Source organism: Geodermatophilus sp. SYSU D00867, assembly GCF_054050315.1.
The window spans coordinates 176,437-200,905 of sequence record NZ_JBJGZC010000005.1 but is presented as its reverse complement, the minus strand read 5'-3'; the positions used below and the strand labels follow the sequence as shown (position 1 = coordinate 200,905).

Genomic DNA, 24,469 nt, shown 5'->3' with positions numbered 1-24,469 from the left:
GCTCAGGGCCGGTCGCCGGGTTCCACGACGTGCACCCGCACGGCGCGGAACCGGGCGGGGGTGGCCAGCAGGACCTCCTTCGTCGGCTCGCCGACCTCCAGCGCCGGTTCCCGGCGCAGCGCCGCCAGCGGGGCGAGCCGGGGGTCGGCGAGCACGGCGTCGACCATCCCCCGGTCCCCGCCGGTGAACAGGGCGTCGACCCCGCCGGCGTGCGGCAGCAGCACCCGGGCCGCGGTGTCGGCGGCCGCGGCGACCACGGCGTCGGCCTGGTTGCCGCGGCGCCGGGCGAAGCGCTGCTGGCTCCAGCCGCCGGCCGCGCTGCGGCCCTGCACCAGCCGGCTGTCGACCTTGGAGACGACGAGGTCCGCGCCGTCGAAGACGCCGGTGGCCCAGCGGCCGCGGCGCACCAGCAGGACGGCGGCCCGCCGCGGCCGGCGTGCGGCGGCGGTGAAGGTGGCGAGCGGCGCCGGGCCCGGGGTCCAGCCGAACGGCGCGCGCAGCGTCACGGTCGTGCCGTCGGCGCAGGTGATCCGCACGGTGCCGTCGTCGTCGACGGCCGTGTCGAAGGCGCCGTGCCGGGTGGCGACGCCGTCCAGCCACCGGCCGAGCCGCTCGGGCGCGACGCCGAGGACCCGGCCGCCGCCCGCGGCGGGACGCGGCCGGGTCAGCGCGCCATCGCCGGCTCGGCGGCGTGCTCGGCCGGCACGTGCAGCAGCCGCTGCGCGGCGAGCACGACGACGGCGGCGATCCCGGCCGAGACCGTGGCGACGAGGAACGCGGCGTTGGCGCTGACGGTGTCGACGACCTTCCCGGCGATCGAGGTGCCGACGGCGACGCCGAGGCCGAGCGCGGTGCCGATCCAGGTGAACGCCTCGGTCACCGCCACCCGCGGCACGATGAGCTCGGCGAGGGTGAACGAGCTGATCAGCGACGGCGAGACGGCCACCCCGGCCACGACGACGAACGGGATCATCACCCAGACGTTGCCGATGAGGACCAGCGGCACGGTGAGCACGGTCAGCGTCGCGAGCACGACCAGCAGCCGGTGCCGCAGCGGGTGCCGCCAGTGCACGGCGCCCCAGCCGATCCCGCTGATCATCGAGCCGAGCGCGAGGCCCGCGATGAGCACGCCGGACAGGCCCATCGCGCCGACCTCGTCGGCGAAGGCGACCAGCGCGATCTCCAGCGTGCCGAGGATCGACCCGACGGCGGCGCCGACGACGAACAACACCCGCAGGCCCGGCGTGCGGATGGCCGAGGGCCCCTTGCGCGCCTCGTGCCCGTGCGGCGGCGGCTCGGTGCGCCCCTGCGCGGCGAACAGCAGCGCCCCGACGACGGCGAGGGTGAAGGCGGTGACGACGCCGGAGGTCGAGTGCCCGGTGGTGGACAGGAAGGTCACCAGCACCGGCCCGACGATGAACACCAGCTCGTCGACGACGGACTCCATCGCCAGCGCCGTGTGCAGGCGGTGGGTGCCGCGCAGCAGGTGGGTCCAGCGCACCCGGATCATCGAGGCGACCGGCGGGATGCACGCCCCCGCGACGCCGGCGGTGACGAAGAAGGTCCACCGCGGCCAGTCCTCCTTGACCGCGGCGAGGAACAGCGCCCCGGCCGCCGCGAACACCGCGACGACGGGCAGCAGCGTCCGGCGCTGGCCGAAGGTGTCCGCCAGCCGGCCGATGACCGGGCCGGCCAGGGCGGTGGTGACCGCGCCCGCGGCGGCGACCACGCCGCCCAGGCCGTAGGAGCCGGTCTCGTCCGCGACCAGCAGGACGCACCCCAGGCCGACCATCGACAGGGGCAGCCGGCCGATGAAGGCGGCGAGCACCATGGGCAGCGCGTGCGGCGTGCGCAGCACGTGCAGGTAGGGATTGGGCACCGGGGAGCGAACCTGTCGTCAGGGGGACGCGGGACCGCCAGCCACGCTAACCGACGTCCGCACGCTCGGCTGGCAGACGGCTCCGTTCCGTGCACGGACCGGCACGGACGAGCACGGGCCCCGCCCCGGACGACGCTGTCCGGAACGGGGCCCTGGACCCGCGCGGGTGGCCCCCCTGCAGGCGCCCGCCGCGAGCGTGCGAGCGGCGGGGGCAGGGGGTCCTCCTCCTAGGCGAGCCGGCTCTTGAGGATCTCCAGCTCGTCCCACATGGTGCTGGGCAGCTTGTCCCCGAACTTCTCGAACCACTCGGTGATCTGCGGGATCTCCGCGCGCCACTCGTCCTTGTCGACGGCGAGCGCCTTGCGCACCCGGTCCTCGGTCACGTCCAGCCCGGAGACGTCGAGCGAGCCGGTCGTGGGCACGTGGCCGACGGCGGTCTCCTCGGCGGCCGCGGTGCCCTCGATGCGCTCGACGACCCACTTGAGCACCCGGCTGTTCTCGCCGAAGCCCGGCCACAGGAAGCCGCCGTCCTCGTCGCGGCGGAACCAGTTCACGTAGAAGATCCGCGGCAGCTTGGTCGAGTCGTGCGCCTTGCCGGTCTCGACCCAGTGCCGGAAGTAGTCACCGGCGTTGTAGCCGATGAACGGCAGCATGGCGAACGGGTCGCGGCGGACGACGCCGACCGCGCCGGTGGCCGCAGCGGTCGTCTCCGAGGACAGCGTGGCCCCCATGAAGACGCCGTGGTTCCAGTCCCGCGCCTCGGTGACCAGCGGGATCGTGGTCTTCCGGCGGCCGCCGAAGAGGATCGCCGAGATCGGCACGCCCTTCGGGTCCTCGTACTCGGGCGCGAGGATCGGGCACTGCTCGATCGGGGTGCAGAACCGCGAGTTCGGGTGCGACGAGGGCTCGTCGGAGTCCGGCGTCCAGTCCTGCTTCTTCCAGCTGGTGAGGTGCGCCGGCGGCTCCTCGGTCATGCCCTCCCACCAGACGTCGCCGTCGTCGGTGAGCGCGACGTTGGTGAACACCGAGTTGCCCTTGTCGATGGTGCGCATCGCGTTGGGGTTGGTGTCCCAGCCGGTGCCCGGCGCGACGCCGAACAGGCCGAACTCGGGGTTGAGCGCGTAGAGCCGGCCGTCCTCGCCGAACCGCATCCAGGCGATATCGTCGCCGAGGGTCTCGACCTTCCAGCCGGGGATGGTCGGCTCGAGCATCGCCAGGTTGGTCTTGCCGCAGGCGCTCGGGAAGGCCGCCGCGACGTAGTACGTCTTCTGCTGCGGGCTGGTCAGCTTGAGGATCAGCATGTGCTCGGCGAGCCAGCCCTCGTCGCGGGCCATCACCGAGGCGATCCGCAGCGAGTAGCACTTCTTGCCCAGCAGGGCGTTGCCGCCGTAGCCCGAGCCGTAGGACCAGATGGCCCGCTCCTCGGGGAAGTGCACGATGTACTTGGTCTGGCTGCAGGGCCAGGGCACGTCCTCCTGGCCCGGCTCGAGCGGGGCGCCCAGGGAGTGCATGGCCGGCACGAACGGCCGGTCGGTGCCCATCGCCTCGAGGATCCGCGAGCCGATGCGCGCCATGACCCGCATGGAGACGACGACGTACTCGGAGTCGGTGAGCTCGACGCCGAACATCGGGTTCTCGGCCTCGACCGGGCCCATGCAGAACGGGATGACGTACATCGTCCGGCCGCGCATGCAGCCCCGGTACAGCTCGGTCATGATCGACTTCATCTCGTCGGGGGCCATCCAGTTGTTGGTCGGCCCCGCGTCGGCCTCGTCGACCGAGCAGATGAAGGTGCGGTCCTCGACGCGCGCGACGTCGCTGGGGTCGGACGCGGCCCAGAACGAGTTGGGCTTCTTCGCCAGGCGGGTGAAGGTGCCGGCGCCGACCAGCCTCTGGGTGAGCCGCTCCCACTCCTCGTCGCTGCCGTCGACCCACACGACCTCGTCCGGGGTGGTCAGCTCCGCCATCTCACGCACCCAGGCGAGCAGCCGGGCGTGCGTGGTGGGGGCGTTGTCGAGACCGGGGGTGGTCACGGAGGTCACGGCGTCTCCATCCTCTGGGCACGCCGGGTGTCGGGACACCGGCGCCGGTGCGTGCTGTCTCCCGGGCCGGCGGAACGGGTCCGGCCGTCGGGTTCGGGAAGCGTACAAGCGGGGACACCCGCCTGTAACGGTGAGAGATGTTACGTCTAGGACGTCTACGTCCGCGCAGGGTCGGCACCGGGAACACCGCAGGTGGGAGCGGTGTTGGTTCCATGGCGTGACCAGTCTCACGAACGGCTCCGCGCCCTCCCCGGCCCTGCTCACCCCCCTGACGCTGCGCGGGGTGACCCTGCCGAACCGGCTCGTCGTCGCCCCGATGTGCCAGTACTCCGTGACCGACGGGCTGGTCGGCGACTACCACCTCGTGCACCTCGGCCGGTTCGCGCTCGGCGGCTTCGGCACGGTCGTCGTCGAGGCGACGGCGGTGACGCCGGAGGGGCGGATCAGCCACGGCGACGTCGGCCTGTGGTCCGACGCGCACGTGCCCGGCCTCGCCCGCGTCGCCGGCTTCCTGCACGCCGCCGGCGCGGTCGCGGGCATCCAGCTCGCCCACGCCGGCGCCAAGGCCAGCAGCCACCGCCCGTGGGAGGGCGGCGGCCCGGTGACGGCCGACGACGCGCGACCGGGCGAGCAGCCGTGGCCGACCGTCTCGGCCAGCGCGGTGCCCGCCGGCCCCGGCTGGCCGGTGCCGCACGAGCTCACCGTCGAGGAGCTGGCCGGGGTCCGCGAGGCGTTCGCCGCGGCCACCCGCCGGTCGCTCGACGCCGGGTTCGACGTCGTCGAGGTGCACGCCGCGCACGGCTACCTGCTGCACCAGTTCCTCTCGCCGCTGTCCAACCGGCGCACCGACGGCTACGGCGGCTCGCGGGAGGCGCGCTGGCGGTTCCCCCTGGAGGTGGTCGAGGCCGTCCGCGCCGCGTGGCCCGCGGACCGGCCGCTGTTCGTGCGGGTCTCCGCCGTCGACGGCACGCCCGACGGCATCACCCTCGAGGACACGATCGCCTTCGCCCGCGAGCTGCGCGCCCGCGGGGTCGACGTCGTCGACGCCTCCGGCGGGGGCCTGGGCGGCTGGGAGCACCCGCTGGGCTACGGCTACCAGGTGCCCTTCGCCGCCGGCATCCGCGAGGGGGCGGACGTCGCCACGATGGCGGTGGGGCTGATCGTCGACGCGCGCCAGGCCGAGGCCGTCGTCGCCGGGGGCCTGGCCGACCTGGTCGCCGTCGCGCGGGAGGCGCAGGAGGACCCGAACTTCGCCGTCCACGCCGCGCGGGACCTCACCGGCGCCTACGACGCCTACCCGGTGCAGGCCGGCCCGCGGCTGGGCCGGCGCGACGCCCTCCTCGGCACCCTGGGGCCGTGGACCGGCCCGGCGCCGGTGCAGGTGCACGAGCGCGCCCGGTGACGGGCCGCCGCGGGGCGCTGCTCGCCGCGTCCGCCGTCCAGCTGGCGGCGAGCCTCGCCGGGACGGCGCTGTCGCTGCGCCGGCGGCACGCGTTCGACACGCCGGTGCTCTCCGGGCGCGCGGCGACCGTCGGCCGCGACGCCTGGTGGGCCGGGACGGCGCTCGGCCCGCCGGCCTGGACCCTCGCCGTCCACGGCTGGGCGCTGGCCCGCCTCGCCGCCGGCGACGACGGGCACGCCCCGCGGGTCCTCGCCGCCACCGGCGCCGCCCTCGTGCCCGGCTACCTCGCGGAGCGGCTGGTGCGGCGACGGCTGACCCCGGCCGGCGCCGAGCCCGTCGAGACCGCGGTGGTCGCCGCCGGGCTGGTCACCGCCGCCGCCATGGCGGCGCTCGGCGCTCAGCCCTCCGGCGTCCGCCCGTAGTCGGGCCCGACCCGGGCGAGGAAGGTGTCCCAGTCGCCGGGGTCGGGGTGCCCGCCCATCTCGGCGTCGAGCTTGTCGAGGTACCAGTGCCAGCCGAGCGCGTGGTCGGTGACGTCGGTGCCGGCGGCAAAGTCCTGGGTGAGGTGCAGCGTCGTCCGGCCGCTCTCCACGACGACGGCGAGCCCGACCCGCCAGTCCTGCTGCTCCGGCCACTCGACGACGAGCTCCCGCGGCGGGTCGCACTCGGCGATGCGGGCCTCCGTCGCCGCCGGCTCCGGCTCGTGGGTCATCGTCAGCGTCCCCCGGCCGCCGGGGACCCGCTCGCCCTCGTAGGTGCCGAACCAGCGGGCCAGCCGGTCGGGCTCGGTGAGCGCGGCCCAGACGGCGTCGGGCCCGTCGCCCCAGGAGCGGCGGAACTCCAGCCGGAGGCGGCCGTCGGGCAGCTCGGCGACCGCGCCGGTGCGGTGCGTCGGCGGGTCGACGGGGGTCGCGGGGTCGGTCACGGGGCGTCTCCGTCCGTCGGGGGACCCGTCGCGCCGACCCTGCCGCACGTCGCGCGGGGTTGCCAGCCCGCCGCCCCGGGCAGGGACGGGCCATGACCGTCACCGACCCCGACGTCCCGGACCCGCTGAACGACCCCCGGACGACGCAGGCCGACCCCGGCGCCTACGCCCAGGGCGCGGACCTGGCCTCGACCGACGACGACCCGGCGTCCACCGGCGAGGAGGAGCTCGCGGCCGACGACGCGGAGACGACGGCCGGGCGGACGCTCGCCGACGACGCCGGCGGCGGGGACGTCACGGGAGGCGCGGTCACCGGCGCGTCGTGACGGACCGGCCCGTTTCCGTTGCCGGCCTGCGGGGAACCCGTGCGGACGCCACTCTCCGACGACGAGGAGGTCCGACATGGCCACGGGTGAGACCGGATTCGAGGACGTCGCCTACGACCTGATCTCGGTGCAGTACCACTCGCTGAAGGCCGGGCACGACTACGGCCAGTACGTCCGGGACGCGGAGAACGCGGGCCTGGACGACATCGCCGGCTTCTTCCGCGAGGTGATGGAGCAGGACTCGGAGCGCGCGAAGCGCTGCCACGAGTTCCTGAGGAACCTGTCGGGCACCGAGCAGGGCGGCCCCGCGATGGGTTGACCCGCACGACGACGGAGGGCCCCTCACCGGCTGCGGTGAGGGGCCCTCTGTCGTGGCGGGCCTAGACCGCGCAGGAGCCGTCCTCGCAGCCCTCGGCGGCGGGGACGGTGACCAGCGGGTGGGCGTCGGCCCAGGCCCGCTCCAGCACCTGCAGCAGCAGCTCGGCCGGCTGGGCCCCCGCGGCGCCGTACTTCCGGTCGACCACGAAGAACGGCACCCCGGTGGCGCCGAGCGCCTGGGCGGTGGCGGCGTCGGCGAGGACCGCGGGACGGAACCGGTGGTCGGCGAGCGCCGCCCGCACCTCGGCCTCGTCCAGGCCGACCTCGACGGCCAGCGCGGCCAGCGAGTCGACGTCGAAGACCGAGCGGCCCTCCTCGAAGTGGGCGTGCAGCAGCCGCTCCTTCACCGCGCCCTGCAGGCCGCGCTCGGCGGCCAGGTGGAGGAGCTCGTGGGCGAGCAGCGTGTTGCCGCTGACGCCGTCGGCGAGGTGGTACTCCAGGCCCTCACCGGCGGCGGTCTCCTCGACGTGCCGCATCACCGCGCGCATCTCCTCGACCGGGCGGCCGTACTTGGCGGCCAGCGCCGGGAGGGTCGCGTGGGTCTCGCCCTCGGGGATCGTGGGGTCGAGCTGGAAGGACCGCCAGACCACCTCGACCTGGTCGCGGTGCGGGAACCGCTCCAGCGCGGTCTCCAACCGGCGCTTGCCGATGTAGCACCACGGACAGACGACGTCGGACCAGACCTCGATGCGCACGGCATCCCCCAACTCCGGGCCGGCCGCCGTCATTCCGGGCGGTGGGCCTCCGCGCGGGCGCGCCCGTCGCCGGGGGTCGGGTCGAGGAAGACGAAGCGGACGCCCCCGTGGCGGGCGACCAGCCGCCGCTCGGCCTCGTCGGAGGCCCGCTCGATGTCGGCCACGGTCGCGCTGTCGGCGAAGTCGACCTTGGCCATGACGGCCAGCTGCCCGGGACCGATGACGGTGGTGAGCAGCACCGGGACGTCGTCGACCTGGGGCAGCCCGGCGATCTCCTCGCGGAGCTGGTCCTGCAGCCGGCGCGGGATCGACTGGCCGATGAGCAGCGAGACGTTGGCCCGCGCCAGCGACCCGGCCACGAGGAGCAGCAGCACGCCGATGAGGATCGCGGCGATGCCGTCCCACACCGGGTCGCCGGTCACCTGCTCGAGGAACAGCCCCAGCGCGGCGAGGACGAGGCCGACCAGGGCCGCGCTGTCCTCGAACGTCACGGCCTTGACCGTGGTGTCGGTGGTCTCGGCCAGGTAGCGGCGGGGCGTCGTCCCCCACGTGCGGGCGGCCCCGCGGACCTGCCGGACGGCCTTGAGCCACGAGGCGCCCTCGAGGACGAAGGAGACCGCCAGGACGACGTAGGCGATCAGCGGGGAGCCCTGCTCCTCGCCCTCGAGGATGGTCTCGATCCCCTGGTAGAAGGAGAAACCGGCGCCGAGGGTGAAGGTCGCGAGGCAGGCCAGCAGCGCCCAGAAGTAGGTCTCCCGGCCGTAGCCGACCGGGTGGCGGGCGTCGGGCGCCTTGTCGCCCCGCTTGAGCGCGACGAACAGCAGCACCTCGGTGATCGTGTCGGCCAGCGAGTGCGCGGCCTCGGACAGCATCGCCGAGGAGTGGCTGACCAGCCCGCCGACCAGCTTGGCGACGGCGATGCCGAGGTTGGCCAGGCCCGCGACGACGACGGTGCCGGTGGACTCGCCGCCCGTCTCGCCGCCGGCGCCCTGCTTCGCGCGGACGTGCTCACGGGTGGGGACCGGCTCGCTCATGGCCGCACCGGTGCCCCGCGGTTGTCCGGCGCAACCACGTGCCGGTCAACGGCGGGTCGTGCCCTGCCCCGAGCGGAGCGGGGCACGACCGCGCGGAGGACTCAGCGCACGCCGACGAGGTCGACCACGAAGACGAGCGTCGCGCCCGGCTTGATGACCCCGCCGGCGCCGCGGTCGCCGTAGGCCTTGTGCGGGGGGATCGTCAGCCGGCGGCGGCCGCCGACGCGCATGCCCTGGATGCCCTCGTCCCAGCCCTGGATGACCATGCCGACGCCGAGGCGGAACTCCAGCGGGTCGCCCCGGTCCCACGAGGCGTCGAACTGCTCGCCGCCGTCGTGGGTGACGCCGACGTAGTGGGCACTGACCAGGACGCCGGCGGTGGCCTCGGGGCCGTCGCCGACGACGAGGTCCTCGATCACCAGGTCGTCGGGCGCGGGCCCGGTGGGCGGCTCGACGTCGGGGCGGCTCAGGGGCTCGGCCATCGGTCCTCCTCGGATCAGGGGTGCCGGGGAGTCCCCCGACGGGTCCCGACCATCCAAGCAGCGGGCCCTCGGGGCCGCGCAGGTGCGGAGCGGGGCCAGGGGTGCTGGGCTGGTCCGGTGACCCCCGCTGACGCGCCGTGGTGGACGCGTGCCGTCGTCTACCAGGTCTACCCGCGTTCCTTCCAGGACTCCGACGGTGACGGGATCGGCGACCTCGGCGGGGTCCTGCAGCGGCTGGACCACCTCGCCGACCTCGGCGTCGACGTCGTCTGGCTCTCCCCGGTCTACCCCTCGCCGCAGGCCGACAACGGCTACGACATCAGCGACTACCAGGACGTCGACCCGCTGTTCGGCACGCTGGAGCAGCTCGACGAGCTGGTCGCCGGGCTGCACGCCCGCGGCGTGAAGCTGGTGATGGACCTGGTGGTCAACCACACCAGCGACGAGCACCCGTGGTTCGTCGAGAGCCGGTCGTCGCCGGACTCGCCGAAGCGGGACTGGTACTGGTGGCGGCCGCCCAGGGCGGGCCTGGCGCCCGGCGACCCGGGCGCCGAGCCGACGAACTGGCACGGCTTCTTCTCCGGCTCGACCTGGGAGCTCGACGAGGCCAGCGGCGAGTACTACCTGCACCTGTTCGACCGCAGGCAGCCCGACCTGAACTGGGAGAACCCCGAGGTCCGGCAGGCGGTCTACGCGATGATGCGGTGGTGGCTCGACCGCGGGGTCGACGGGTTCCGCATGGACGTCATCAACCTGATCAGCAAGGACGTCGGCCCGGACGGCGAGCTGCACGACGGCCCGCCGCTGCCCGGCCTGCCCTACGGGGACGCGACCGCGTCGGTGGTGTGCGGCCCCCGCATCCACGAGTTCCTGCAGGAGATGCACCGCGAGGTCTTCACCGACCGGCGCGAGCAGCTGCTGCTGGTCGGGGAGACGCCGGGCGCGACGGTGGAGGACGCGCTGCTGTTCACCGACCCGGCACGCGGGGAGCTGGACATGGTGTTCCAGTTCGAGCACGTGGGCCTGGACTTCGAGGGCTCGAAGTTCCACCCGCGGCCGCTGCGGATGCGCGACCTCAAGGCCTCCTTCGGCCGCTGGCAGACGGGACTGGCCGACGTCGGCTGGAACTCCCTCTACTGGGACAACCACGACCAGCCGCGGGCGGTGTCCCGCTTCGGCGACGACTCGCCCCGCCACCGCCGGGACTCCGCCACCTGCCTGGCCACGCTGCTGCACCTGCACCGCGGGACGCCCTACGTCTACCAGGGCGAGGAGATCGGGATGGCGAACTTCCCGTTCACCGACCTGGCCCAGTTCCGCGACGTCGAGTCGATCAACCACCAGGTCCAGGCCGTGGCGCACGGCGCCGACCCCGACGAGGTGTTCGCCGCGCTGCGCCGGATGAGCCGGGACAACGCGCGCACACCCGTGCAGTGGGACGCCTCGCCGAGCGCCGGGTTCACCACCGGGACGCCGTGGCTGGAGGTCAACCCCGACCACGCGGAGTGGAACGCCGCCGCCCAGCGCGACGACCCCGCCTCCGTGCTCGCCCACCACAGGCGGCTGATCGCGCTGCGGCACGAGGACCCGGTGGTGGCACTGGGCTCCTTCACCATGCTGCTGCCCGACCACGACCAGGTGTACGCGTTCACCCGCGGCCTCGACGGCGACACGCTGCTCGTCGTCTGCAACCTCGGCGCCGAGGAGCAGGACCTCGCCGGGCTGCTGCCGGAGACGGTCGGCGCGGAGGTCGTCCTCGGGAACCTGCCCGAGGACGACCCCGCCGTGCTCAGGCCCTGGGAGGCCAGGGTCCTGCGCCTGCCGTAGGCAGTTCCTCCGGCTCGTCGACCGTCCCGGGCCCCGCCGGCTCCTCGGCGGGGACGTCGAGCGGGTGGGCGACCTCGTCGGCCGGCAGCCGCCAGTACAGGATCGCCGCGATCGCCAGCAGCGGCGGCACCAGCCCGGTGAGCAGGAACGTGCCGGTGAGCCCGACGACCTCGCTGACCGGCCCGGCCAGCGCCATCGACAGCGGCATGAACGCCAGCGAGACGAAGAAGTCGAGGCTGGACACCCGGCCGAGCAGCGCCGGCGGCACCCGCCGCTGCAGCAGCGTCCCCCAGATGACCGTGCTCGACTCGAACGCCGCGCCCAGCACCCCGGCCGCGGCGATCATCACCCACAGCGACGACGTCCAGCCGAAGACGACCATCGGCACGCAGCCGAAGCCCCACAGCAGGTTCATGACCGTCAGGTAGCGCCGCGGCAGCCGCAGCGAGGCGACGACCGCCGACCCCAGCGCACCGCCGATGCCGAACGCGGCCAGCACCCAGGCGTGCTCGGTCGGGCCGCCGCCGGTCCGGTCGCGGACCGCGAAGGGGACCAGCACCTCGAACGGGCCGATGAACACGAGCACCATGAGCGAGGCGAACAGCAGCGTCGCCAGCAGCCACGGCGTGCGGACCATGTAGGCGACGCCCTCGCGGACGTCGGCGAACAGGCCCGAGCCGACCTCGTCGCGGCGCACCGGCACCGTCGGCAGCGCCGCCACGCACGCGGCCGAGACCGCCGAGGTCAGCGCCGTCGCGAGCAGCGCCGCGCCGGGTGAGAACGCGCCGACCAGCACGCCGCCGGCGGCGGGCCCGATCGCCATCGCCAGCGCCGGGCGGACGACGCCCTCGAGGCCGTTGGCGGCGAGCAGGTCGCCCGCCGGCACCACGCTCGGGACCAGCGCCGAGTAGGCCGGGTAGTACAGCCCCGTCGCGACGCCCTGGGCCAGGGCGGCCGCGGCCAGCGGACCGAGCGCCGGCGCCCCGGCCAGCGACAGGACGGCGACCAGCCCGACCGCCGCCGTCTGCAGCAGCGCCACGCCGAGCAGGATCCGCCGCTGCGGCACGCGGTCGGCCAGGGCGCCGCCGAGCAGCGTGCTGGCCAGCATGCCGCCGGCGGACAGGGCGGTGGCGAGGGAGAGCGCGGCGGGCCCGCCGCCGAGGTCGACCACCTGCCAGACCAGCGCGACCGTCCACAGCCCCTGGGCGAGCAGCGACAGCCCCATCGAGGCGGCCAGCAGGCGGTAGTCGCGGTGCCGCAGGGGCGCGAGCGCGCGCGGCAGGCCGGCCATCTCGGGTCCTCCTCGGGAGTCGGCGCACCGTCGGCGCCGCAGGCCCCATGCTCGCCGACGGGGCCGACAGGAGTCAGCCGGATTACCGGGAGACCGCAGGAACGGTCACGTCTACAGTCCCGTTCCCGTGGGCCGGGTGGTCGAGGCGGTGCTGCCCGCCCGGATGGGGACGTCGTTCCGCTGGCTGATGGCGTCGTCGTGGGTGAGCAACCTGGGTGACGGCGTGGCGCTGGCGGCCGGGCCGCTGCTGGTGGCCGCCCGGACCCAGGACCCGCTGCTCGTCGCGCTCGGCGCCCTGCTGCAGCAGCTGCCGTGGCTGCTGTTCGGCCTGCACGCCGGCGTCCTGGCCGACCGGGTGGACCGGCGGCTGCTCGTCGCCGCCGTCGACCTGGCCCGCGCCGGGGTGCTCGCCGTGCTGGCCGCCGCCCTGTTCACCAGCGACGTCGGGCTGGTGCCCGTGCTCGCCGCGCTGTTCGTGCTGGGCACCGCCGAGGTCTTCGCCGACACCGCGGCCGGCACGCTGCTGCCGATGGTCGTCGACCGCGCCGACCTGGGCATCGGCAACGCGCGCCTGACCGCGGGCACGCTGACGATGAACCAGCTCGCCGGGCCGGCCGTCGGGGGCCTGCTGTTCGTCGCCGGCGCCGCGTGGCCGTTCCTCGCCCAGGCGGTGCTGGTGGCGCTGGGCGCGGTGCTGATCACGCGGATGCGGGTCCCGCCGCCGGAGCGGCCGGCACGGCGGGGACGGATCGGCCGGGACGTCGCCGAGGGGCTGCGCTGGACCTGGGGCCACCCCGCCGTGCGGACGCTGACCGTCACGATCGTCCTGTTCAACGTCACCTACGGCGCGGCCTGGTCGGTGCTGGTGCTCTACGCCGACCAGCGGCTGGGCCTGGGCGCGGCCGGCTACGGCCTGCTCACCACGGTCGGCGCGCTGGGCGGCATGGTCGGGACGGCGTCCTACGACTGGCTCGAGCGGCACGTCGGCATCGCCACGCTCATGAAGGCGGGCCTGCTGTTCGAGACGCTCACCCACCTGCTCCTGGCGCTGGCCACGACGCCGTGGGTCGCCGTCCCGGTGCTGTTCGTCTTCGGCGCGCACGCGTTCATCTGGGGGACGACGTCGCGCACGGTGCGGATGCGCGCCGTGCCGGCCGGGCTGCAGGGCCGGGTCGGGAGCCTCTACGCGATGGGCGTCTTCGGCGGCATCCTGGCCGGCCAGGCCGTCGGCGGGGTCGTGGCCCGCGCCTGGGGCGTGACCGGCCCGTTCTGGTTCGCGTTCGCCGGGTCGGCGGTGCTCGTGGCGGTGATGTGGCGAGAGCTGGACAACGTCGCGCACGCCGAGCACCCCGCCGTCGCCGGGGCGGGGTCAGGCACGGGGCGGCGTCCGGGTCCGCCTTCCGCGCGCGGAAGGCGGAACCGGGTGGCTCAGGTGAGCGGTGACCGGGGCAGCAGGCGGTCGCTGATGATCCGCTTCTGGATCTCGCTGGTGCCCTCGAAGATCGTGGTCAGCCGGGCGTCGCGCCAGTGCCGCTCGACCTGCCGCTCGGTGGTGTAGCCGTTGCCGCCGTGCAGCTGCATGGCCTGGTTGGTCACCCGTACCGCCATCTCGGTGGCCTCGAGCTTGACCATCGAGGCCTCCCTCTCGCAGCGCACCCCGAGGTCGACGAGGTGGGCGACCTGCCGGTAGAAGGCGCGCGACTGCTCGATCTGGGCGGCCATCTCCGCGACGGCGAAGCGCAGCGCCTGGAAGTCGCCGATCGGGTGGCCGAACTGCTCGCGCTCCTGCAGGTAGACGATCGAGTCCTCGAGCGCGGCGCGGGCCAGGCCGACGGCGCGGGCGGCGGTGTGCACCCGCGCGGTGTCGAGGAATCTCTGCGCCTGCGCCCACCCGGCACGCTCGGCCGCCTCGCCCTGCTCGTCGCTGGCCGCCGCCTGGTCGACGACGTTCCCCCGCGGGATGCGGACGCCGTCGAAGACCAGGTCCCAGGTGAGGAAACCGTGGTAGCCGATCTTGTCGATCGGGGTCCCGGTGAGCCCGGGCGGGAACGAGCCGCGCTCCTTCTCCAGCAGCAGGTTGACCAGCCCGGCGGAGCGCGACTCCCCCGGCCCGGGGTCGCGCTCCCGGACGAGGACCTGGATGAAGTCGGCGGCCTCGGCGTTGCCGCACCAGCGCTTGTGGCCGGTGACCACCCACTCGTCGCCGTCGAGGACCGCCCGGGTGGAGACGCCGGCGAGGTCGGAGCCGGCGTCGGGCTCGGACAGCGCGATCGCGCCGATCCACTCGCCCCTCGCGCTGCGGCGCAGCAGCTCCCCGCGCCGGGCGGGATCGGCCACCGCCGTCCCGAGACCCTGCGCGCGGGCGAGGATGCTCGCGCTGCTCATCCAGGCGCGGGCCAGCTCCTCGGAGACCATGCAGTACTCGAAGACGCCGAGGCCCAGGCCGCCGTGCTCGGCGGGCACCGTGATGCCGAACCAGCCGAGCTCGGCCATGCGGGCCAGCAGCGCCTCCGGCAGCAGCCCCTTCTGCGGGTCCAGCTCGTTCGCGACCGGCAGCACCTCGTCGTGGGCGAACCGGCGGGCCCGCTCCTGCAGCGCCTGGCGCTCGGGGGTGTGCCACGGCGGCAGCAGCGCGGGCGGCTGGGGCTCGAGCAGGTCGGCGGGGCGCTCCTGGGTCGACGTCATCGTCGCGGGGCCTCTCTCCGTCGTCGGTGGTCGGTCCCGGTCCACCTTGCGGGCCGCTCCCGTACCCCGCACGGCGCCCCCGCGGGAGCGTGACCGACGGCACGCCCGTCCGGGCACATCGCACAACGTCTTCACAGACCTCACATGATCCTGGTAGGAATCCGCCGTGGCCGTCCCCGACCGACTCGACGTGACGCTGCGGCTGGTGCGCAACGCCGGCCGGGCCTCGCTCGGCGACCTCGCCGCCCGCCTGGGCGTCTCCGAGATGACCGTGCGGCGCGACCTCGACGCGCTGCAGGCCCGCGGCCTCGTCGAGCGCGTCCGGGGCGGCGCGGTCGCCGTCGCGGGGCCGGAGAGCTCCGCGGGCTTCGGCGCGCGGGCCGGCTGGCAGGCCGGGCTCAAGGACCGGATCGGCCGCGCGGCCGCCGCCCTGGTCGAGCCGGGCGCGACGGTGCTGCTCGACGCCGGGACGACGACGGTGCACGTGGCCCGCGCGCTGGCCGACCGGGCGGCCGCGGGCGAGGGACCGTTCACGGTCGCCGTCGTGAGCCTGCCGGTGGCCGACGCGCTGGCCGACCGGCCGGGGATCCGCCTGCTCGTCGTCGGCGGGGAGTCCCGGCCCGGCGAGCGGAGCCTGGCCGGCCCGCTGACCGCCGCGGTGCTGCGGCAGCTCACCTTCGACGTCTTCGTCATGTCGATCGGGGCGGTGAGCGCCGCGGCCGGCTGGTCGGAGTTCACGCTCGAGGACGCCGCGGTCAAGCAGGTCGGGCTCCAGCAGGCCCGCAGCGCGTTCGTCGTCGCCGACGCCTCGAAGCTCGGCGTCCGCGCCTTCGCCTCGGTCGCCCCGCTGGACGCGGTCGGCCGCCTGGTCACGGACGCCAGCGCCCGCGACCCCCAGCTCACCCCCGCGGCGCAGGAGACCCTCGCCGCGCTCGACGACGCCGGCGTGGAGGTCGACCTCGCATGAACGGACAACCCCTGATGATCCTGGTCGCCGGCCCGTACCGCGGGGGCACCGGCGACGACCCGGAGAGGATCGCGGCCAACCACCGGGCCATCCAGCGGGCCTGCCTGGAGCTGTTCCGCGCCGGCCACCTCGCCGTCAACGGGGAGGACCTCGCGCTGCCGCTCGCCGCCCTCGCCGGGTCGACGCGGGTCGGCGACGCCGCCTTCGACGAGGTGTTCCACCCGATGGGCCGGCGGCTGGTCGCCCGCGTCGACGCCGTGCTGCGGCTGCCCGGCGCCTCGGCCGGCTCCGACGAGATGGTCGCGCTGGCCCGCGCCCGCGGCGCCGCGGTCTACACCAGCGTCGACGAGGTGCCGGCGGTGGCCCGGTGACCGGCGTCCTCGGCGTCGACGTCCCCGACGCGCGGGGGCGGACCGGGCTGGACCGGGCCGGGCGCGACCTCACCGGCAACCCCGACGTCGTCGTCCGCGACGTCGAGGTGCTGTCCAGCGCCTGGTACGTGAACCGGCGGACGACGTTCGCCCGCCGCGGCCGCGACGGCGTCTGGCGCACCGAGCAGCGCGAGACCCACGACCGCGGCAACGGCGCGACGGTGCTGCTGTACGACGCCGCCCGCCGCGCCGTGCTGCTCACCCGGCAGTTCCGCTTCCCCGCCTACGTCAACGGCTCCCCCGACGGGATGCTCGTCGAGACCGCCGCCGGGCTGCTCGACGAGCAGGACGCCGAGGCCGCGGTCCGGCGCGAGGCCGAGGAGGAGCTCGGCGTCGCCGTCGGGGCGCTCGTCCGGCTGCCCGACCTGTTCATGAGCCCCGGGTCGGTGACCGAGCGGCTGGCGTTCTTCGCCGGGCCCTACACCCCGGCCGACCGGGTGTCGGCCGGGGGTGGGCTGGCCGAGGAGGGTGAGGACATCGAGGTGCTCGAGCTGCCGTTCGACGAGGCGCTGGCCATGGCCGGCGACGGCCGGATCGCCGACGCCAAGACCGTCCTGCTGCTGCAGTGGGCGGCGCTGCGCGGACCGTTCTCAGCGGGCGCCGCGCTCCCGGGCCAGGGCGACGTAGTGCTCGACCAGTGACGCGTCGTCGACCGCCCCGGGGTTGACCGCCTTGTCCGGCGGCACCCCCTGGAACAACCGCTTGAGCGGCACCTCCAGCCGCTTGCCGGTCCGGGTGTGCGGGACACCGGGGACGACGAGGATCTCGTCGGGCACGTGCCGCGGGCTGGCCGAGCTGCGGATCGCGGCCCGGATGCGGTCGGCGAGCTCGCCGGTGAGCTCGGCGCCGGGCGCCATCTGGACGAACAGCGGCATCCAGTAGCCGCCGTCGCGCTGTTCGACGCCGAGGACGACGCAGTCGGCGACCTCCGGGAAGCTCTCGACGGCGGCGTAGATGTCGGCGGTGCCCATGCGCACGCCGCCGCGGTTGAGGGTGGAGTCCGAGCGGCCGGTGATGACGCAGGTGCCGCGCTCGGTGACCTCCATCCAGTCGCCGTGCCGCCACACCCCCGGCCACGGCTCGAAGTAGGCCTCGCGGTAGCGGCTGCCGTCCGGGTCGTTCCAGAAGTACAGCGGCATCGACGGCATCGGCTCGGTGATCACCAGCTCGCCGAGCTCGCCGGTGACCGGCTCGCCGTCCTCGCCCCACGCCGCCGCGGCGACGCCGAGCATCGGCCGCTGCAGCTCCCCGGCGGTCACCGGCAGCAGCAGCGTGCTGCCGATGAAGCCGGTGGCGACGTCGGTGCCGCCGGAGACCGAGGCGAGGAAGACGTCGCGGCCGACCGCGTCGTAGACCCACTCGAACGCCGAGGCGGGCAGCGGGGAGCCGGTGGACCCGATCGTCCGCAGCGACGAGAGGTCGTGGGTCTCCCCCGGCCGGATCCCGGCCTTCTCGCACGCGACGAGGTAGCCGGCGCTGGTGCCCAGGTAGGTCAGGCGCGTGCGCGCGGCGAGGGCGAACTGCGCGTCGACCGAGGGGTACGCCGGGGCGCCGTCGTGGACGACCACGGTCGCGCCGCGCAGCAGCGCCGAGGTGGCGATGTTCCACATGATCCAGGCGGTGGAGGCGTACCAGTAGAAGCGGTCGCCGGGGCCGACGTCGCCGTGCAGGCCCAGCTGCTTGTGCTCCTCGAGGACCACGCCGCCGTGCCCGTGCACGATCCCCTTGGGCAGCCCGGTGGTGCCCGACGAGTAGACGATCCACAGCGGGTGGTCGAACGGCAGCGCCTCGAACTCGGGCTCCTGCCGGTCGGCGACGGCGTCGGCCCAGCCCAGCGCGCCGTCGGGCAGCTCGCCGGGGAACAGCCGGGGGACGGCGATCGTCGCCGTCACGGTCGGCAGGGCGGCCCGGAGCTCGGCGACGACGCCGCGCCGGTCGTAGGGCCTCCCGTTGAAGCGGTACCCGTCGACGGCGACCAGCACGGTCGGCTCGATCTGGGCGAACCGGTCGAGCACCGCGCGGGTGCCGAAGTCCGGCGCGCAGGAGGACCACACCGCCCCGATCGACGCCGCGCCGAGGAACGCGACGACCGCCTCGGGGACGTTGGGCAGGTAGCCGGCGACCCGGTCGCCGCGCCGCACGCCCAGCCGGCGCAGGGTCGCGGCGAACGCGCCGACCTGCGCGCGCAGCTCGGCCCAGGAGACCTCGACCGGCTCGGCGTCCTCCGCCACCGCGATGAGCGCGGGGTGCTGGTCGGTGGCGTGCCGCAGCGCCTGCTCCGCGTAGTTGAGGGTGGCGTCCGGGAACCACTCGGCGCCGGGCATCTCCCGCCGGGTGAGCACCCGGTCGTCGGGGACGCCGGGCAGCACGCCGGACCACGCGGCGACGTCGGCCCAGAACTGGTCGAGGTGCTCGACCGACCAGCGCCAGATCGCGTCGTAGTCGGTGGCGTCCAGGTCCAGCCCGCGGCGGGCGGCCACCTCGCGCGCGAAGGCCGCCAGCCGGGTCGCCTCCCGGACCTCCCGGGTGGGCTGCCAGAGCACCGGTGCGGGAGAGGTGTCAGCGGTCACAGCGGCACCCTGCCACTCCTCCCGCGTCCCCGGACCGGGTGGGTCGCCTCACGGGACGTGACCGTCCGGTCCCGTCTCCACCCGATCGGAGGACGGCGTTCGCCTGGCCACTTCTGTGACGGACCGGTTCCAATGAGTGAGCACTGTGTCGGACGACACCGGGGGGAGGTGCGATGGACGAGCGTTCTCCGCTGCCGTGCCGTCGCACCCGCCTGCGCCGGTGGGGCGGCCGCCTGGCGGTCCTCGCCGGGACCGCCGCCGGTATCTGGCTGGCCGGCGCGTCCACCGCCTCGGCCGACGAGCCCCCGCCCGCCGGCCTGCTGGGCGCGGTCACCGCGCCGGTGGGTCAGGTGGTCGAGTCCGTCACGCAGCCCGTCGTCGCGCCCGTCCTGACGCCGGTCGCCGAGGCGGCCGCGCCGGTCACCGCGCCGCTGCGGGACGTCGTCGCGCCCGTCGGCCGGGCCCTCGAGCCGGTGACCGACGTCGTCGCGCCGGTGACGCAGGCGCTGTCCCCGGTGACCGGGGCGCTGCGGCCGGTCCTGGCGCCGGTCACCGAGGCGCTGTCGCCGGTCACCGGGGCCCTGGCGCCGGTCACCGGTGCGCTCCCGCCGGTCCCGGACGTGCCGGCCCCCGTGACCGACGTCCTCGCACCCCCGGCCGCCGGGGTGGTCGACACCCCGGCCGGCGCTCCCGCGGCCGGCGCCGGTGCGCCCGTCGTGGCCGCCCCGGTCGTCCTCGCCCCCGGCACCGACGTCGCGGGCGCAAGGGTCCCCGCATCGGCCGAGCGGTCCGCGGACGTCACCGGTCCCGCGCCCGCCGCGGCGCCGGTCGCGGTCCCGACGCCGTCCGTGCCGGTCCCGCCGCTCGCGCCCGCCGTCCCCGCGGTACCGGCCCTGCCGGCGTCCGCGGGCACCGCCTCCGGCACCGCCGGTGCCGACCAGCCCACCGCCGACCTCGGCGCGACCGTCCCCGTCGCGCAGCAGGCGGCCGCCGTGGCGGCCGCTGCCGAGGCCCGGGACGCCGCCGCCGGCGACCCGGTCGACCCCGCCACCTCCCCCGACTGAGGACGCGCCCCCCGGCCACGGGCCGGGCGAGCGCAGTCCCCGCCGTCCCGTCCGGGACGCGGTCCCGTCCTCAGTCAGGAGTCCTCCCATGCACCCCTGGGCCACCCGCGCCCTGCGCGTGGCACTGATGACCGGCGGCCTGCTGGCCGCCGGCACCGGTGTCGCCGCCGCGTCCGACGACCTCGACGTGACGGTGCCGGTCACCGTCACCGACAACGCGCTCGGTGTCCTCGACACCGGCACCCCGATCGGCGGGCTGGAGCTGCCCGCCGTCTCGCAGGACCTCTCCCTCGACGTGGGCCCGGTCGACGTCTCGGTGCCCGTGACGATCGGCGGCAACGACGCCTCGGTCGCCGGCGGCACCGCCACGCAGGAGCCGGCCGCGCCCGCCCCGGGCAGCACCGACCCGGCCGACGTCGTCGTGCCGGTGACCGTCGTCGGCAACGGGATCGGCGTGCTCGGCGACGCCGCCGCCGAGGGCACCGCACCTGCCGCTCCCGAGGGCGCGGTGACCGTGCCGGTCACCGTCTGCGGCAACGGCGTCGGCGTCCTGGGCGACGCGCTCGGGGGCTGCACCGCCGCCACGGAGCCGGCTCCCGCCCCCGTCGACGGCGGCCCGCTCGGCGACCTGCTCGACGTCGACGTCCCGGTCACCGCCTGCGGCAACGGCGTCGGCGTGCTCGGCGACGCCGCCGGGGAGTGCAGCCCCGCGGTGCCGACCGGGGACCCCGGCACCGGGGCCGACGGCGGCCTGCTCGACGTCGACCTGCCGGTCACCGTCTGCGGCAACGGCGTCGGCGTGCTGGGCGACGCGGCCGGCGACTGCACCCCCGCCACCTCCGGGGACGGCAGTGGCTCCGGCGGCGACTCCGACGGCGGCCTGCTCGACGTCGACCTGCCGGTCACCGTCTGCGGCAACGGCGTCGGCCTGCTGGGCGACGCGCTCGGCGGGTGCTCCTCCGAGGGCACGGAAGGCCCCGGCGGCCCTGGTTCCGGGGACGACGGCTCCGACGGCGGCATCGACGTCGACGTGCCGGTGACCGTCTGCGGCGCGGGCCTGGGCCTGCTCGGCGACGCCCTCGGCGACTGCACGCCGCCGACCCGGCCGGTGGACCCGACCGACCCCACGGACCCGACCGACCCGGCGGACCCCACGGACCCGACCGACCCGCAGCACCCGGGCGCGCCGCAGGACTGCCCGGGCCACGGCACGGGCCACGGCACGGGTGACGGCACGGGTGACGGCACGGGCCACGACCGGGGTCACGGCCCGGGGAACGCCTGGGCCCACGGGGCCACCCGCCCGGCGTCGGCGGCCGGCTCCTGGACGGCCGGCTCCTGGACGGCGTCCGACCGCTCCGCGGGCACCGGGGAGCTCGCCTACACCGGCACCGAGACGGTCACCGCCCTCGGCGCGGCCCTGCTGGCCCTCGCACTGGGGACCGGGCTGACCCTCGCCGACCGGCGTCGTCGCGAGGACGCCGTCTGACCGGCACCGGCTGACCGCCTTCCGCGGGCCCGGCCGGCAGCGCCGCCGGCCGGGCCCGCGGACGGGCGCGTCCGCGAGCACCTCTGCCACGATCCCGTCGTGACCGAGCCGGAGCCGGGGACCGAACGCAACGTGCTGGGCGGTCCCCTCGACCCCTGCGGCACCGAGCCGCTGACCGGCTTCTACCGCGACGGGTCCTGCCGCACGGGCCCGGACGACACGGGCAGCCACACGGTGTGCGCCGTCGTCTCCCGCGAGTTCCTCGCCCTGCAGCGCGAGCTCGGGAACGACCTCACGACCCCGCGGCCGGAGTTCGGGTTCCCCGGGCTGCGGCCCGGCGACCGCTGGTGCGTCGTCGCCACCCGCTGGCTGCAGGCCTACCGTGCCGGCGCCGCGGCCGGGGTGGTCCTCGCGGCCACGAACGCGCGGTCGCTGGAGGTCGTGCCGCTCGCCGCGCTGCGGCAGCACGCCGTCGACGTCCCCGACGACATCAGCGACCTGGAATGAGCCCGGCACCCCGCGCGCTGGTGCCGTCGACCCGCCCGGCCCGCGAGGAGCGCCCGTGACCGACCTGCTCGACCTGCCCGTCTCGACCCTCCGGGGCGAGGACACCACGCTCGGCGCGCTCACCGGCCGCCGTCCGGCCCTGGTGGTCAACGTGGCCAGCCGCTGCGGCCTGACCCCGCAGTACACCGGGCTGGAGGAGCTGCAGCGGGAGTACGGCCCGCGCGGGTTCACCGTCGTCGGCGTGCCGTGCAACCAGTTCGCCGGGCAGGAGCCGGGCAGCGCCGAGGAGATCGAGTCCTTCTGCTCGGCCACGTACGGCGTCACCTTCCCGATGACGGGGAAGGTCGACGTCAACGGCGAGGGCGCGCACCCGGTCTACCAGCGGCTCACCGAGGCCCCCGACGCCGCCGGTGAGGCCGGGCCGGTGCGGTGGAACTTCGAGAAGTTCCTGGTCGACGGCGACGGTGCGGTCGTCGCGCGGTTCCGCCCGACGACCGAGCCGGGCGCGCCGGAGGTCCGGACGGCGATCGAGGCGCTGCTCGCCGGCTGACCCGGGGCCGCTCCGGCGGCGGCGGATGCCGGGGCCGCGCCGGCGGGGCAGCATCGGGCCATGGCCGACCTGCACTTCTACTTCGACCCGGTGTGCCCGTTCGCGTGGCTGACCAGCCGGTGGGTGCGCACCGTCGCGTCCCGGCGCGAGTACGACGTCGACTGGCGGTTCATCTCGCTGCGCCTGCTCAACGCGCACGTCGACTACGACGCCCACTTCCCGCCCGAGTACGAGGCCGGCCACACCGCGGGGCTGCGACTGCTGCGCGTGGCCGCCCGCACCCGCGAGGAGCACGGCCGCGCGGCGGTGGGCACGCTCTACGAGGCCCTCGGCCGGCGGGTCTTCGAGACCGAGCCCGACCGGCCCGGCACGGCCGGCGAGCGCGGCACGCGGGCCTACCTCGAGCCGGTGCTGGAGCGCGCCGGGCTGCCGGCCGACCTCGCCGACGCCCTCGACGACGACCGCTGGGACGGCACGATCCGGGCCGAGACCGACGAGGCGCTGGCGCTCACCGGCAAGGACGTCGGGACGCCGATCCTGCACTTCGAGCCGCCCGGGGGCGTCGCCTTCTTCGGCCCGGTCATCAGCCGGCTGCCCGCCGACGACGACGCGGTCGAGCTCTGGGACGCCGTCGTCCGCCTGGCCCGCTTCCCCGGGTTCGCCGAGCTCAAGCGCAGCCTGCGCGAGCGCCCGCAGCTCCTCGCCGCGGGGGTGCAGCCGGACGAGGTCGGGGTACAGGAGGACTGGCACGGCGGGAGCCGCCGCACGAAACGGTGAGCGTGACCCGCACCGGAGCGGGTACTAAGGTGAGCCTTGCCTGATCTCGACCCGTCCGGAGCTGCCCGGTGTCCGTCCCCAGCGTCACCCGCGCTCCCGCGGCGACCCGGGCCACCCCGGCGCGCCCGGCAGGGACCGCCCGGACGCGACGCCGCGTGCTCGGCCTGGCCGGGCTCCTGGTCCTCGTGGTCGCCGCCTGCGCGGCCAGCATCGCGATCGGCACCCGCCCGCTCGGCCTGGGCACCGTGTGGGAGGTCCTCACCGACCGCTCGCTGCGGACCGAGGAGGCGGTCATCGTCTGGGACCTGCGGGTCCCGCGCACCGTGCTCGGGCTCCTGGTCGGGGCGTCGCTCGGGGTCGCCGGCGCCCTGATGCAGGGCCACACCCGCAACCCGCTGGGCGACCCCGGCCTGCTGGGCGTCACCGCCGGCGCCTCCTTCGCCGTGGTCCTGGCCATCGCGCTGCTGGGGATCAGCACGCCGTCGGGGTACGTGTGGTTCGCCTTCGCGGGGGCGCTGGCCGGGACGGTCGCCGTGTACGTCCTGGGCGCGGCCGGCCGCGGCGGGGCCACCCCGGTCACCCTCGCCCTGGCCGGCTCCACGCTGTCCGCGCTGCTGTACGCCCTCGTGCGCGCCGTGCTGGTCAGCGACTCGAACTCGCTGGACGCCTTCCGCTTCTGGGTGGTCGGCGCGCTGGCCGGCCGCGGCGCCGACATCGCCTGGCAGGTGCTGCCCTTCGTCGTCGCCGGCCTGGTGCTCGCCCTGCTCAACGCGCCCGCCCTGGACCTGCTCGGCATGGGCGAGGACGTGGCCCGCGGCCTCGGCCAGCGGGTGTGGCTGGCCCGCGCCGTCGGCCTGGTGGCCATCACGCTGCTGGCCGGCGCCGCGACGGCGGCCTGCGGGCCGATCGCCTTCGTCGGGCTGGTGGTCCCGCACGCCGTCCGGGCGTTCACCGGGCCGGCGCACCGGTGGCTGGTCCCCTGCGCGGCGCTGGCCGGGGCGTTCCTGCTGCTGACCGCCGACGTCGTCGGCCGGGTGATCGCGCGTCCCGGCGAGGTGCAGGTCGGCATCGTGCTCGCCCTGCTCGGCGGGCCGTTCTTCATCGCGCTCGTGCGCCGGCGGCGGAGCGCGACGCTGTGAGGGCCGCCG

The 24,469-nt window shown here is 75.8% G+C and carries 24 protein-coding genes and 1 pseudogene; 15 read left to right on the top strand and 10 right to left on the bottom strand.

The window, feature by feature from the left end:
* Positions 1 to 2: 2 nt before the first annotated feature.
* The 3 genes from ACI8AK_RS06790 to ACI8AK_RS06780 all read right to left on the bottom strand — a co-directional run bounded on the left by ACI8AK_RS06790 (position 3) and on the right by ACI8AK_RS06780 (position 3,921).
* Positions 3 to 668, bottom strand: a complete 666-nt coding sequence (locus tag ACI8AK_RS06790) for an acVLRF1 family peptidyl-tRNA hydrolase (protein ID WP_456955614.1) — start codon at positions 666 to 668, stop codon at positions 3 to 5.
* The gene (locus ACI8AK_RS06785; RefSeq protein ID WP_387992224.1) at positions 665 to 1,879 is read right to left on the bottom strand and encodes an MFS transporter; all 1,215 of its coding nucleotides are present in this window, start codon (positions 1,877 to 1,879) and stop codon (positions 665 to 667) included. The genes ACI8AK_RS06790 and ACI8AK_RS06785 overlap by 4 nt, the downstream gene beginning before the upstream one ends.
* Before the next feature lie 227 nt (positions 1,880 to 2,106).
* Positions 2,107 to 3,921 carry a phosphoenolpyruvate carboxykinase (GTP) gene (locus ACI8AK_RS06780; RefSeq protein WP_456955593.1) on the bottom strand — a complete coding sequence of 605 codons (1,815 nt, stop codon included), beginning with the start codon at positions 3,919 to 3,921 and terminating at the stop codon, positions 2,107 to 2,109.
* A 217-nt stretch (positions 3,922 to 4,138) separates the two neighbouring features.
* Here ACI8AK_RS06780 and ACI8AK_RS06775 point away from each other — a divergent pair, with 217 nt between their 5' ends.
* On the top strand, positions 4,139 to 5,323 hold the full coding sequence (locus tag ACI8AK_RS06775) for an NADH:flavin oxidoreductase/NADH oxidase (protein ID WP_456955591.1): 1,185 nt from the start codon (positions 4,139 to 4,141) through the stop codon (positions 5,321 to 5,323).
* A complete protein-coding gene (locus ACI8AK_RS06770; protein ID WP_456955589.1) occupies positions 5,320 to 5,745 on the top strand; it encodes a hypothetical protein in 426 nt (141 codons plus the stop codon). Before ACI8AK_RS06775 ends, ACI8AK_RS06770 begins: the two co-directional genes overlap by 4 nt.
* Here the strand turns inward: ACI8AK_RS06770 and ACI8AK_RS06765 are convergent.
* The gene (locus ACI8AK_RS06765) at positions 5,721 to 6,248 is read right to left on the bottom strand and encodes an SRPBCC domain-containing protein (protein WP_387992236.1); all 528 of its coding nucleotides are present in this window, start codon (positions 6,246 to 6,248) and stop codon (positions 5,721 to 5,723) included. The genes ACI8AK_RS06770 and ACI8AK_RS06765 overlap by 25 nt on opposite strands.
* A 92-nt stretch (positions 6,249 to 6,340) precedes the next feature.
* On the opposite strand from ACI8AK_RS06765, the gene ACI8AK_RS06760 reads away from it, so the two are divergent.
* On the top strand, positions 6,341 to 6,574 hold the full coding sequence (locus ACI8AK_RS06760) for a hypothetical protein (RefSeq protein WP_387992239.1): 234 nt from the start codon (positions 6,341 to 6,343) through the stop codon (positions 6,572 to 6,574).
* Positions 6,575 to 6,650: 76 nt separating this feature from the next.
* Complete coding sequence (locus ACI8AK_RS06755) at positions 6,651 to 6,893, top strand: acyl carrier protein (RefSeq protein WP_387992242.1); 243 nt, start codon at positions 6,651 to 6,653, stop codon at positions 6,891 to 6,893.
* 61 nt (positions 6,894 to 6,954) lie between these two features.
* Here ACI8AK_RS06755 and ACI8AK_RS06750 read toward each other — a convergent pair whose 3' ends face one another.
* The 3 genes from ACI8AK_RS06750 to ACI8AK_RS06740 form a co-directional block, all read right to left on the bottom strand.
* Positions 6,955 to 7,647 (bottom strand): DsbA family oxidoreductase, encoded by a 693-nt coding sequence (locus tag ACI8AK_RS06750; RefSeq protein ID WP_456903159.1) that lies wholly within the window; start codon positions 7,645 to 7,647, stop codon positions 6,955 to 6,957.
* Between the two features lie 29 nt (positions 7,648 to 7,676).
* A complete protein-coding gene (locus tag ACI8AK_RS06745; protein WP_387992248.1) occupies positions 7,677 to 8,681 on the bottom strand; it encodes a cation diffusion facilitator family transporter in 1,005 nt (334 codons plus the stop codon).
* Positions 8,682 to 8,782: 101 nt separating this feature from the next.
* Positions 8,783 to 9,163: an FKBP-type peptidyl-prolyl cis-trans isomerase gene (locus ACI8AK_RS06740; RefSeq protein WP_387992251.1), complete on the bottom strand. Its 381-nt coding sequence runs from the start codon at positions 9,161 to 9,163 to the stop codon at positions 8,783 to 8,785.
* A 117-nt stretch (positions 9,164 to 9,280) separates the two neighbouring features.
* Here ACI8AK_RS06740 and ACI8AK_RS06735 point away from each other — a divergent pair, with 117 nt between their 5' ends.
* On the top strand, positions 9,281 to 10,990 hold the full coding sequence (locus tag ACI8AK_RS06735) for a glycoside hydrolase family 13 protein (RefSeq protein WP_456955587.1): 1,710 nt from the start codon (positions 9,281 to 9,283) through the stop codon (positions 10,988 to 10,990).
* Here ACI8AK_RS06735 and ACI8AK_RS06730 read toward each other — a convergent pair.
* The gene (locus ACI8AK_RS06730; protein WP_456903162.1) at positions 10,953 to 12,281 is read right to left on the bottom strand and encodes an MFS transporter; all 1,329 of its coding nucleotides are present in this window, start codon (positions 12,279 to 12,281) and stop codon (positions 10,953 to 10,955) included. The two genes, ACI8AK_RS06735 and ACI8AK_RS06730, sit on opposite strands and share 38 nt — an antisense overlap.
* A gap of 163 nt (positions 12,282 to 12,444) precedes the next feature.
* On the opposite strand from ACI8AK_RS06730, the pseudogene ACI8AK_RS06725 reads away from it, so the two are divergent.
* Positions 12,445 to 13,578, top strand: a pseudogene (locus ACI8AK_RS06725) (MFS transporter); the annotation flags it as partial.
* A gap of 131 nt (positions 13,579 to 13,709) precedes the next feature.
* On the opposite strand, the gene ACI8AK_RS06720 reads toward ACI8AK_RS06725, so the two are convergent.
* On the bottom strand, positions 13,710 to 14,966 hold the full coding sequence (locus tag ACI8AK_RS06720) for an acyl-CoA dehydrogenase family protein (protein WP_456955585.1): 1,257 nt from the start codon (positions 14,964 to 14,966) through the stop codon (positions 13,710 to 13,712).
* 166 nt (positions 14,967 to 15,132) lie between these two features.
* Here ACI8AK_RS06720 and ACI8AK_RS06715 point away from each other — a divergent pair, with 166 nt between their 5' ends.
* Genes ACI8AK_RS06715 through ACI8AK_RS06705 form a run of 3 tightly spaced genes read left to right on the top strand, consistent with a single transcriptional unit; the run spans position 15,133 to position 17,005 of the window.
* A complete protein-coding gene (locus tag ACI8AK_RS06715) occupies positions 15,133 to 15,933 on the top strand; it encodes a DeoR/GlpR family DNA-binding transcription regulator (protein ID WP_387992265.1) in 801 nt (266 codons plus the stop codon).
* Positions 15,930 to 16,304, top strand: a complete 375-nt coding sequence (locus ACI8AK_RS06710; protein WP_456955583.1) for a DUF4406 domain-containing protein — start codon at positions 15,930 to 15,932, stop codon at positions 16,302 to 16,304. Before ACI8AK_RS06715 ends, ACI8AK_RS06710 begins: the two co-directional genes overlap by 4 nt.
* The gene (locus ACI8AK_RS06705; RefSeq protein WP_387992271.1) at positions 16,301 to 17,005 is read left to right on the top strand and encodes an NUDIX domain-containing protein; all 705 of its coding nucleotides are present in this window, start codon (positions 16,301 to 16,303) and stop codon (positions 17,003 to 17,005) included. Before ACI8AK_RS06710 ends, ACI8AK_RS06705 begins: the two co-directional genes overlap by 4 nt.
* Here the strand turns inward: ACI8AK_RS06705 and ACI8AK_RS06700 are convergent.
* Positions 16,955 to 18,934, bottom strand: coding sequence for an acetoacetate--CoA ligase (locus ACI8AK_RS06700; protein ID WP_456955581.1), 1,980 nt, complete (start codon positions 18,932 to 18,934; stop codon positions 16,955 to 16,957). The two genes, ACI8AK_RS06705 and ACI8AK_RS06700, sit on opposite strands and share 51 nt — an antisense overlap.
* Before the next feature lie 173 nt (positions 18,935 to 19,107).
* On the opposite strand from ACI8AK_RS06700, the gene ACI8AK_RS06695 reads away from it, so the two are divergent.
* The 6 genes from ACI8AK_RS06695 (at position 19,108) to ACI8AK_RS06670 (ending at position 24,460) form a co-directional block, all read left to right on the top strand.
* Entirely contained in the window at positions 19,108 to 19,998 is an 891-nt protein-coding gene (locus tag ACI8AK_RS06695; RefSeq protein WP_456955579.1) for a hypothetical protein, read from the top strand.
* A gap of 88 nt (positions 19,999 to 20,086) precedes the next feature.
* Positions 20,087 to 21,487 (top strand): hypothetical protein, encoded by a 1,401-nt coding sequence (locus ACI8AK_RS06690; RefSeq protein ID WP_456955578.1) that lies wholly within the window; start codon positions 20,087 to 20,089, stop codon positions 21,485 to 21,487.
* A 99-nt stretch (positions 21,488 to 21,586) separates the two neighbouring features.
* On the top strand, positions 21,587 to 21,994 hold the full coding sequence (locus tag ACI8AK_RS06685; protein WP_456903832.1) for a DUF2237 family protein: 408 nt from the start codon (positions 21,587 to 21,589) through the stop codon (positions 21,992 to 21,994).
* Positions 21,995 to 22,049: 55 nt separating this feature from the next.
* On the top strand, positions 22,050 to 22,544 hold the full coding sequence (locus ACI8AK_RS06680) for a glutathione peroxidase (RefSeq protein WP_387992286.1): 495 nt from the start codon (positions 22,050 to 22,052) through the stop codon (positions 22,542 to 22,544).
* Between the two features lie 60 nt (positions 22,545 to 22,604).
* Entirely contained in the window at positions 22,605 to 23,321 is a 717-nt protein-coding gene (locus tag ACI8AK_RS06675; RefSeq protein ID WP_456903834.1) for a mycothiol-dependent nitroreductase Rv2466c family protein, read from the top strand.
* A 68-nt stretch (positions 23,322 to 23,389) separates the two neighbouring features.
* A complete protein-coding gene (locus tag ACI8AK_RS06670; RefSeq protein ID WP_387992292.1) occupies positions 23,390 to 24,460 on the top strand; it encodes a FecCD family ABC transporter permease in 1,071 nt (356 codons plus the stop codon).
* Positions 24,461 to 24,469 lie beyond the last annotated feature (9 nt).

Coding starts and splice junctions, on each gene's coding strand:
- ACI8AK_RS06760 (WP_387992239.1), top strand. CDS start 6,341: ATGACCGTCACCGACCCCGACGTCCCGGACCCGCTGAACGACCCCCGG.
- ACI8AK_RS06755 (WP_387992242.1), top strand. CDS start 6,651: ATGGCCACGGGTGAGACCGGATTCGAGGACGTCGCCTACGACCTGATC.
- ACI8AK_RS06745 (WP_387992248.1), bottom strand. CDS start 8,681: ATGAGCGAGCCGGTCCCCACCCGTGAGCACGTCCGCGCGAAGCAGGGC.
- ACI8AK_RS06740 (WP_387992251.1), bottom strand. CDS start 9,163: ATGGCCGAGCCCCTGAGCCGCCCCGACGTCGAGCCGCCCACCGGGCCC.
- ACI8AK_RS06730 (WP_456903162.1), bottom strand. CDS start 12,281: ATGGCCGGCCTGCCGCGCGCGCTCGCGCCCCTGCGGCACCGCGACTAC.
- ACI8AK_RS06720 (WP_456955585.1), bottom strand. CDS start 14,966: ATGACGTCGACCCAGGAGCGCCCCGCCGACCTGCTCGAGCCCCAGCCG.
- ACI8AK_RS06710 (WP_456955583.1), top strand. CDS start 15,930: ATGAACGGACAACCCCTGATGATCCTGGTCGCCGGCCCGTACCGCGGG.
- ACI8AK_RS06695 (WP_456955579.1), top strand. CDS start 19,108: ATGGACGAGCGTTCTCCGCTGCCGTGCCGTCGCACCCGCCTGCGCCGG.
- ACI8AK_RS06690 (WP_456955578.1), top strand. CDS start 20,087: ATGCACCCCTGGGCCACCCGCGCCCTGCGCGTGGCACTGATGACCGGC.
- ACI8AK_RS06675 (WP_456903834.1), top strand. CDS start 22,605: ATGGCCGACCTGCACTTCTACTTCGACCCGGTGTGCCCGTTCGCGTGG.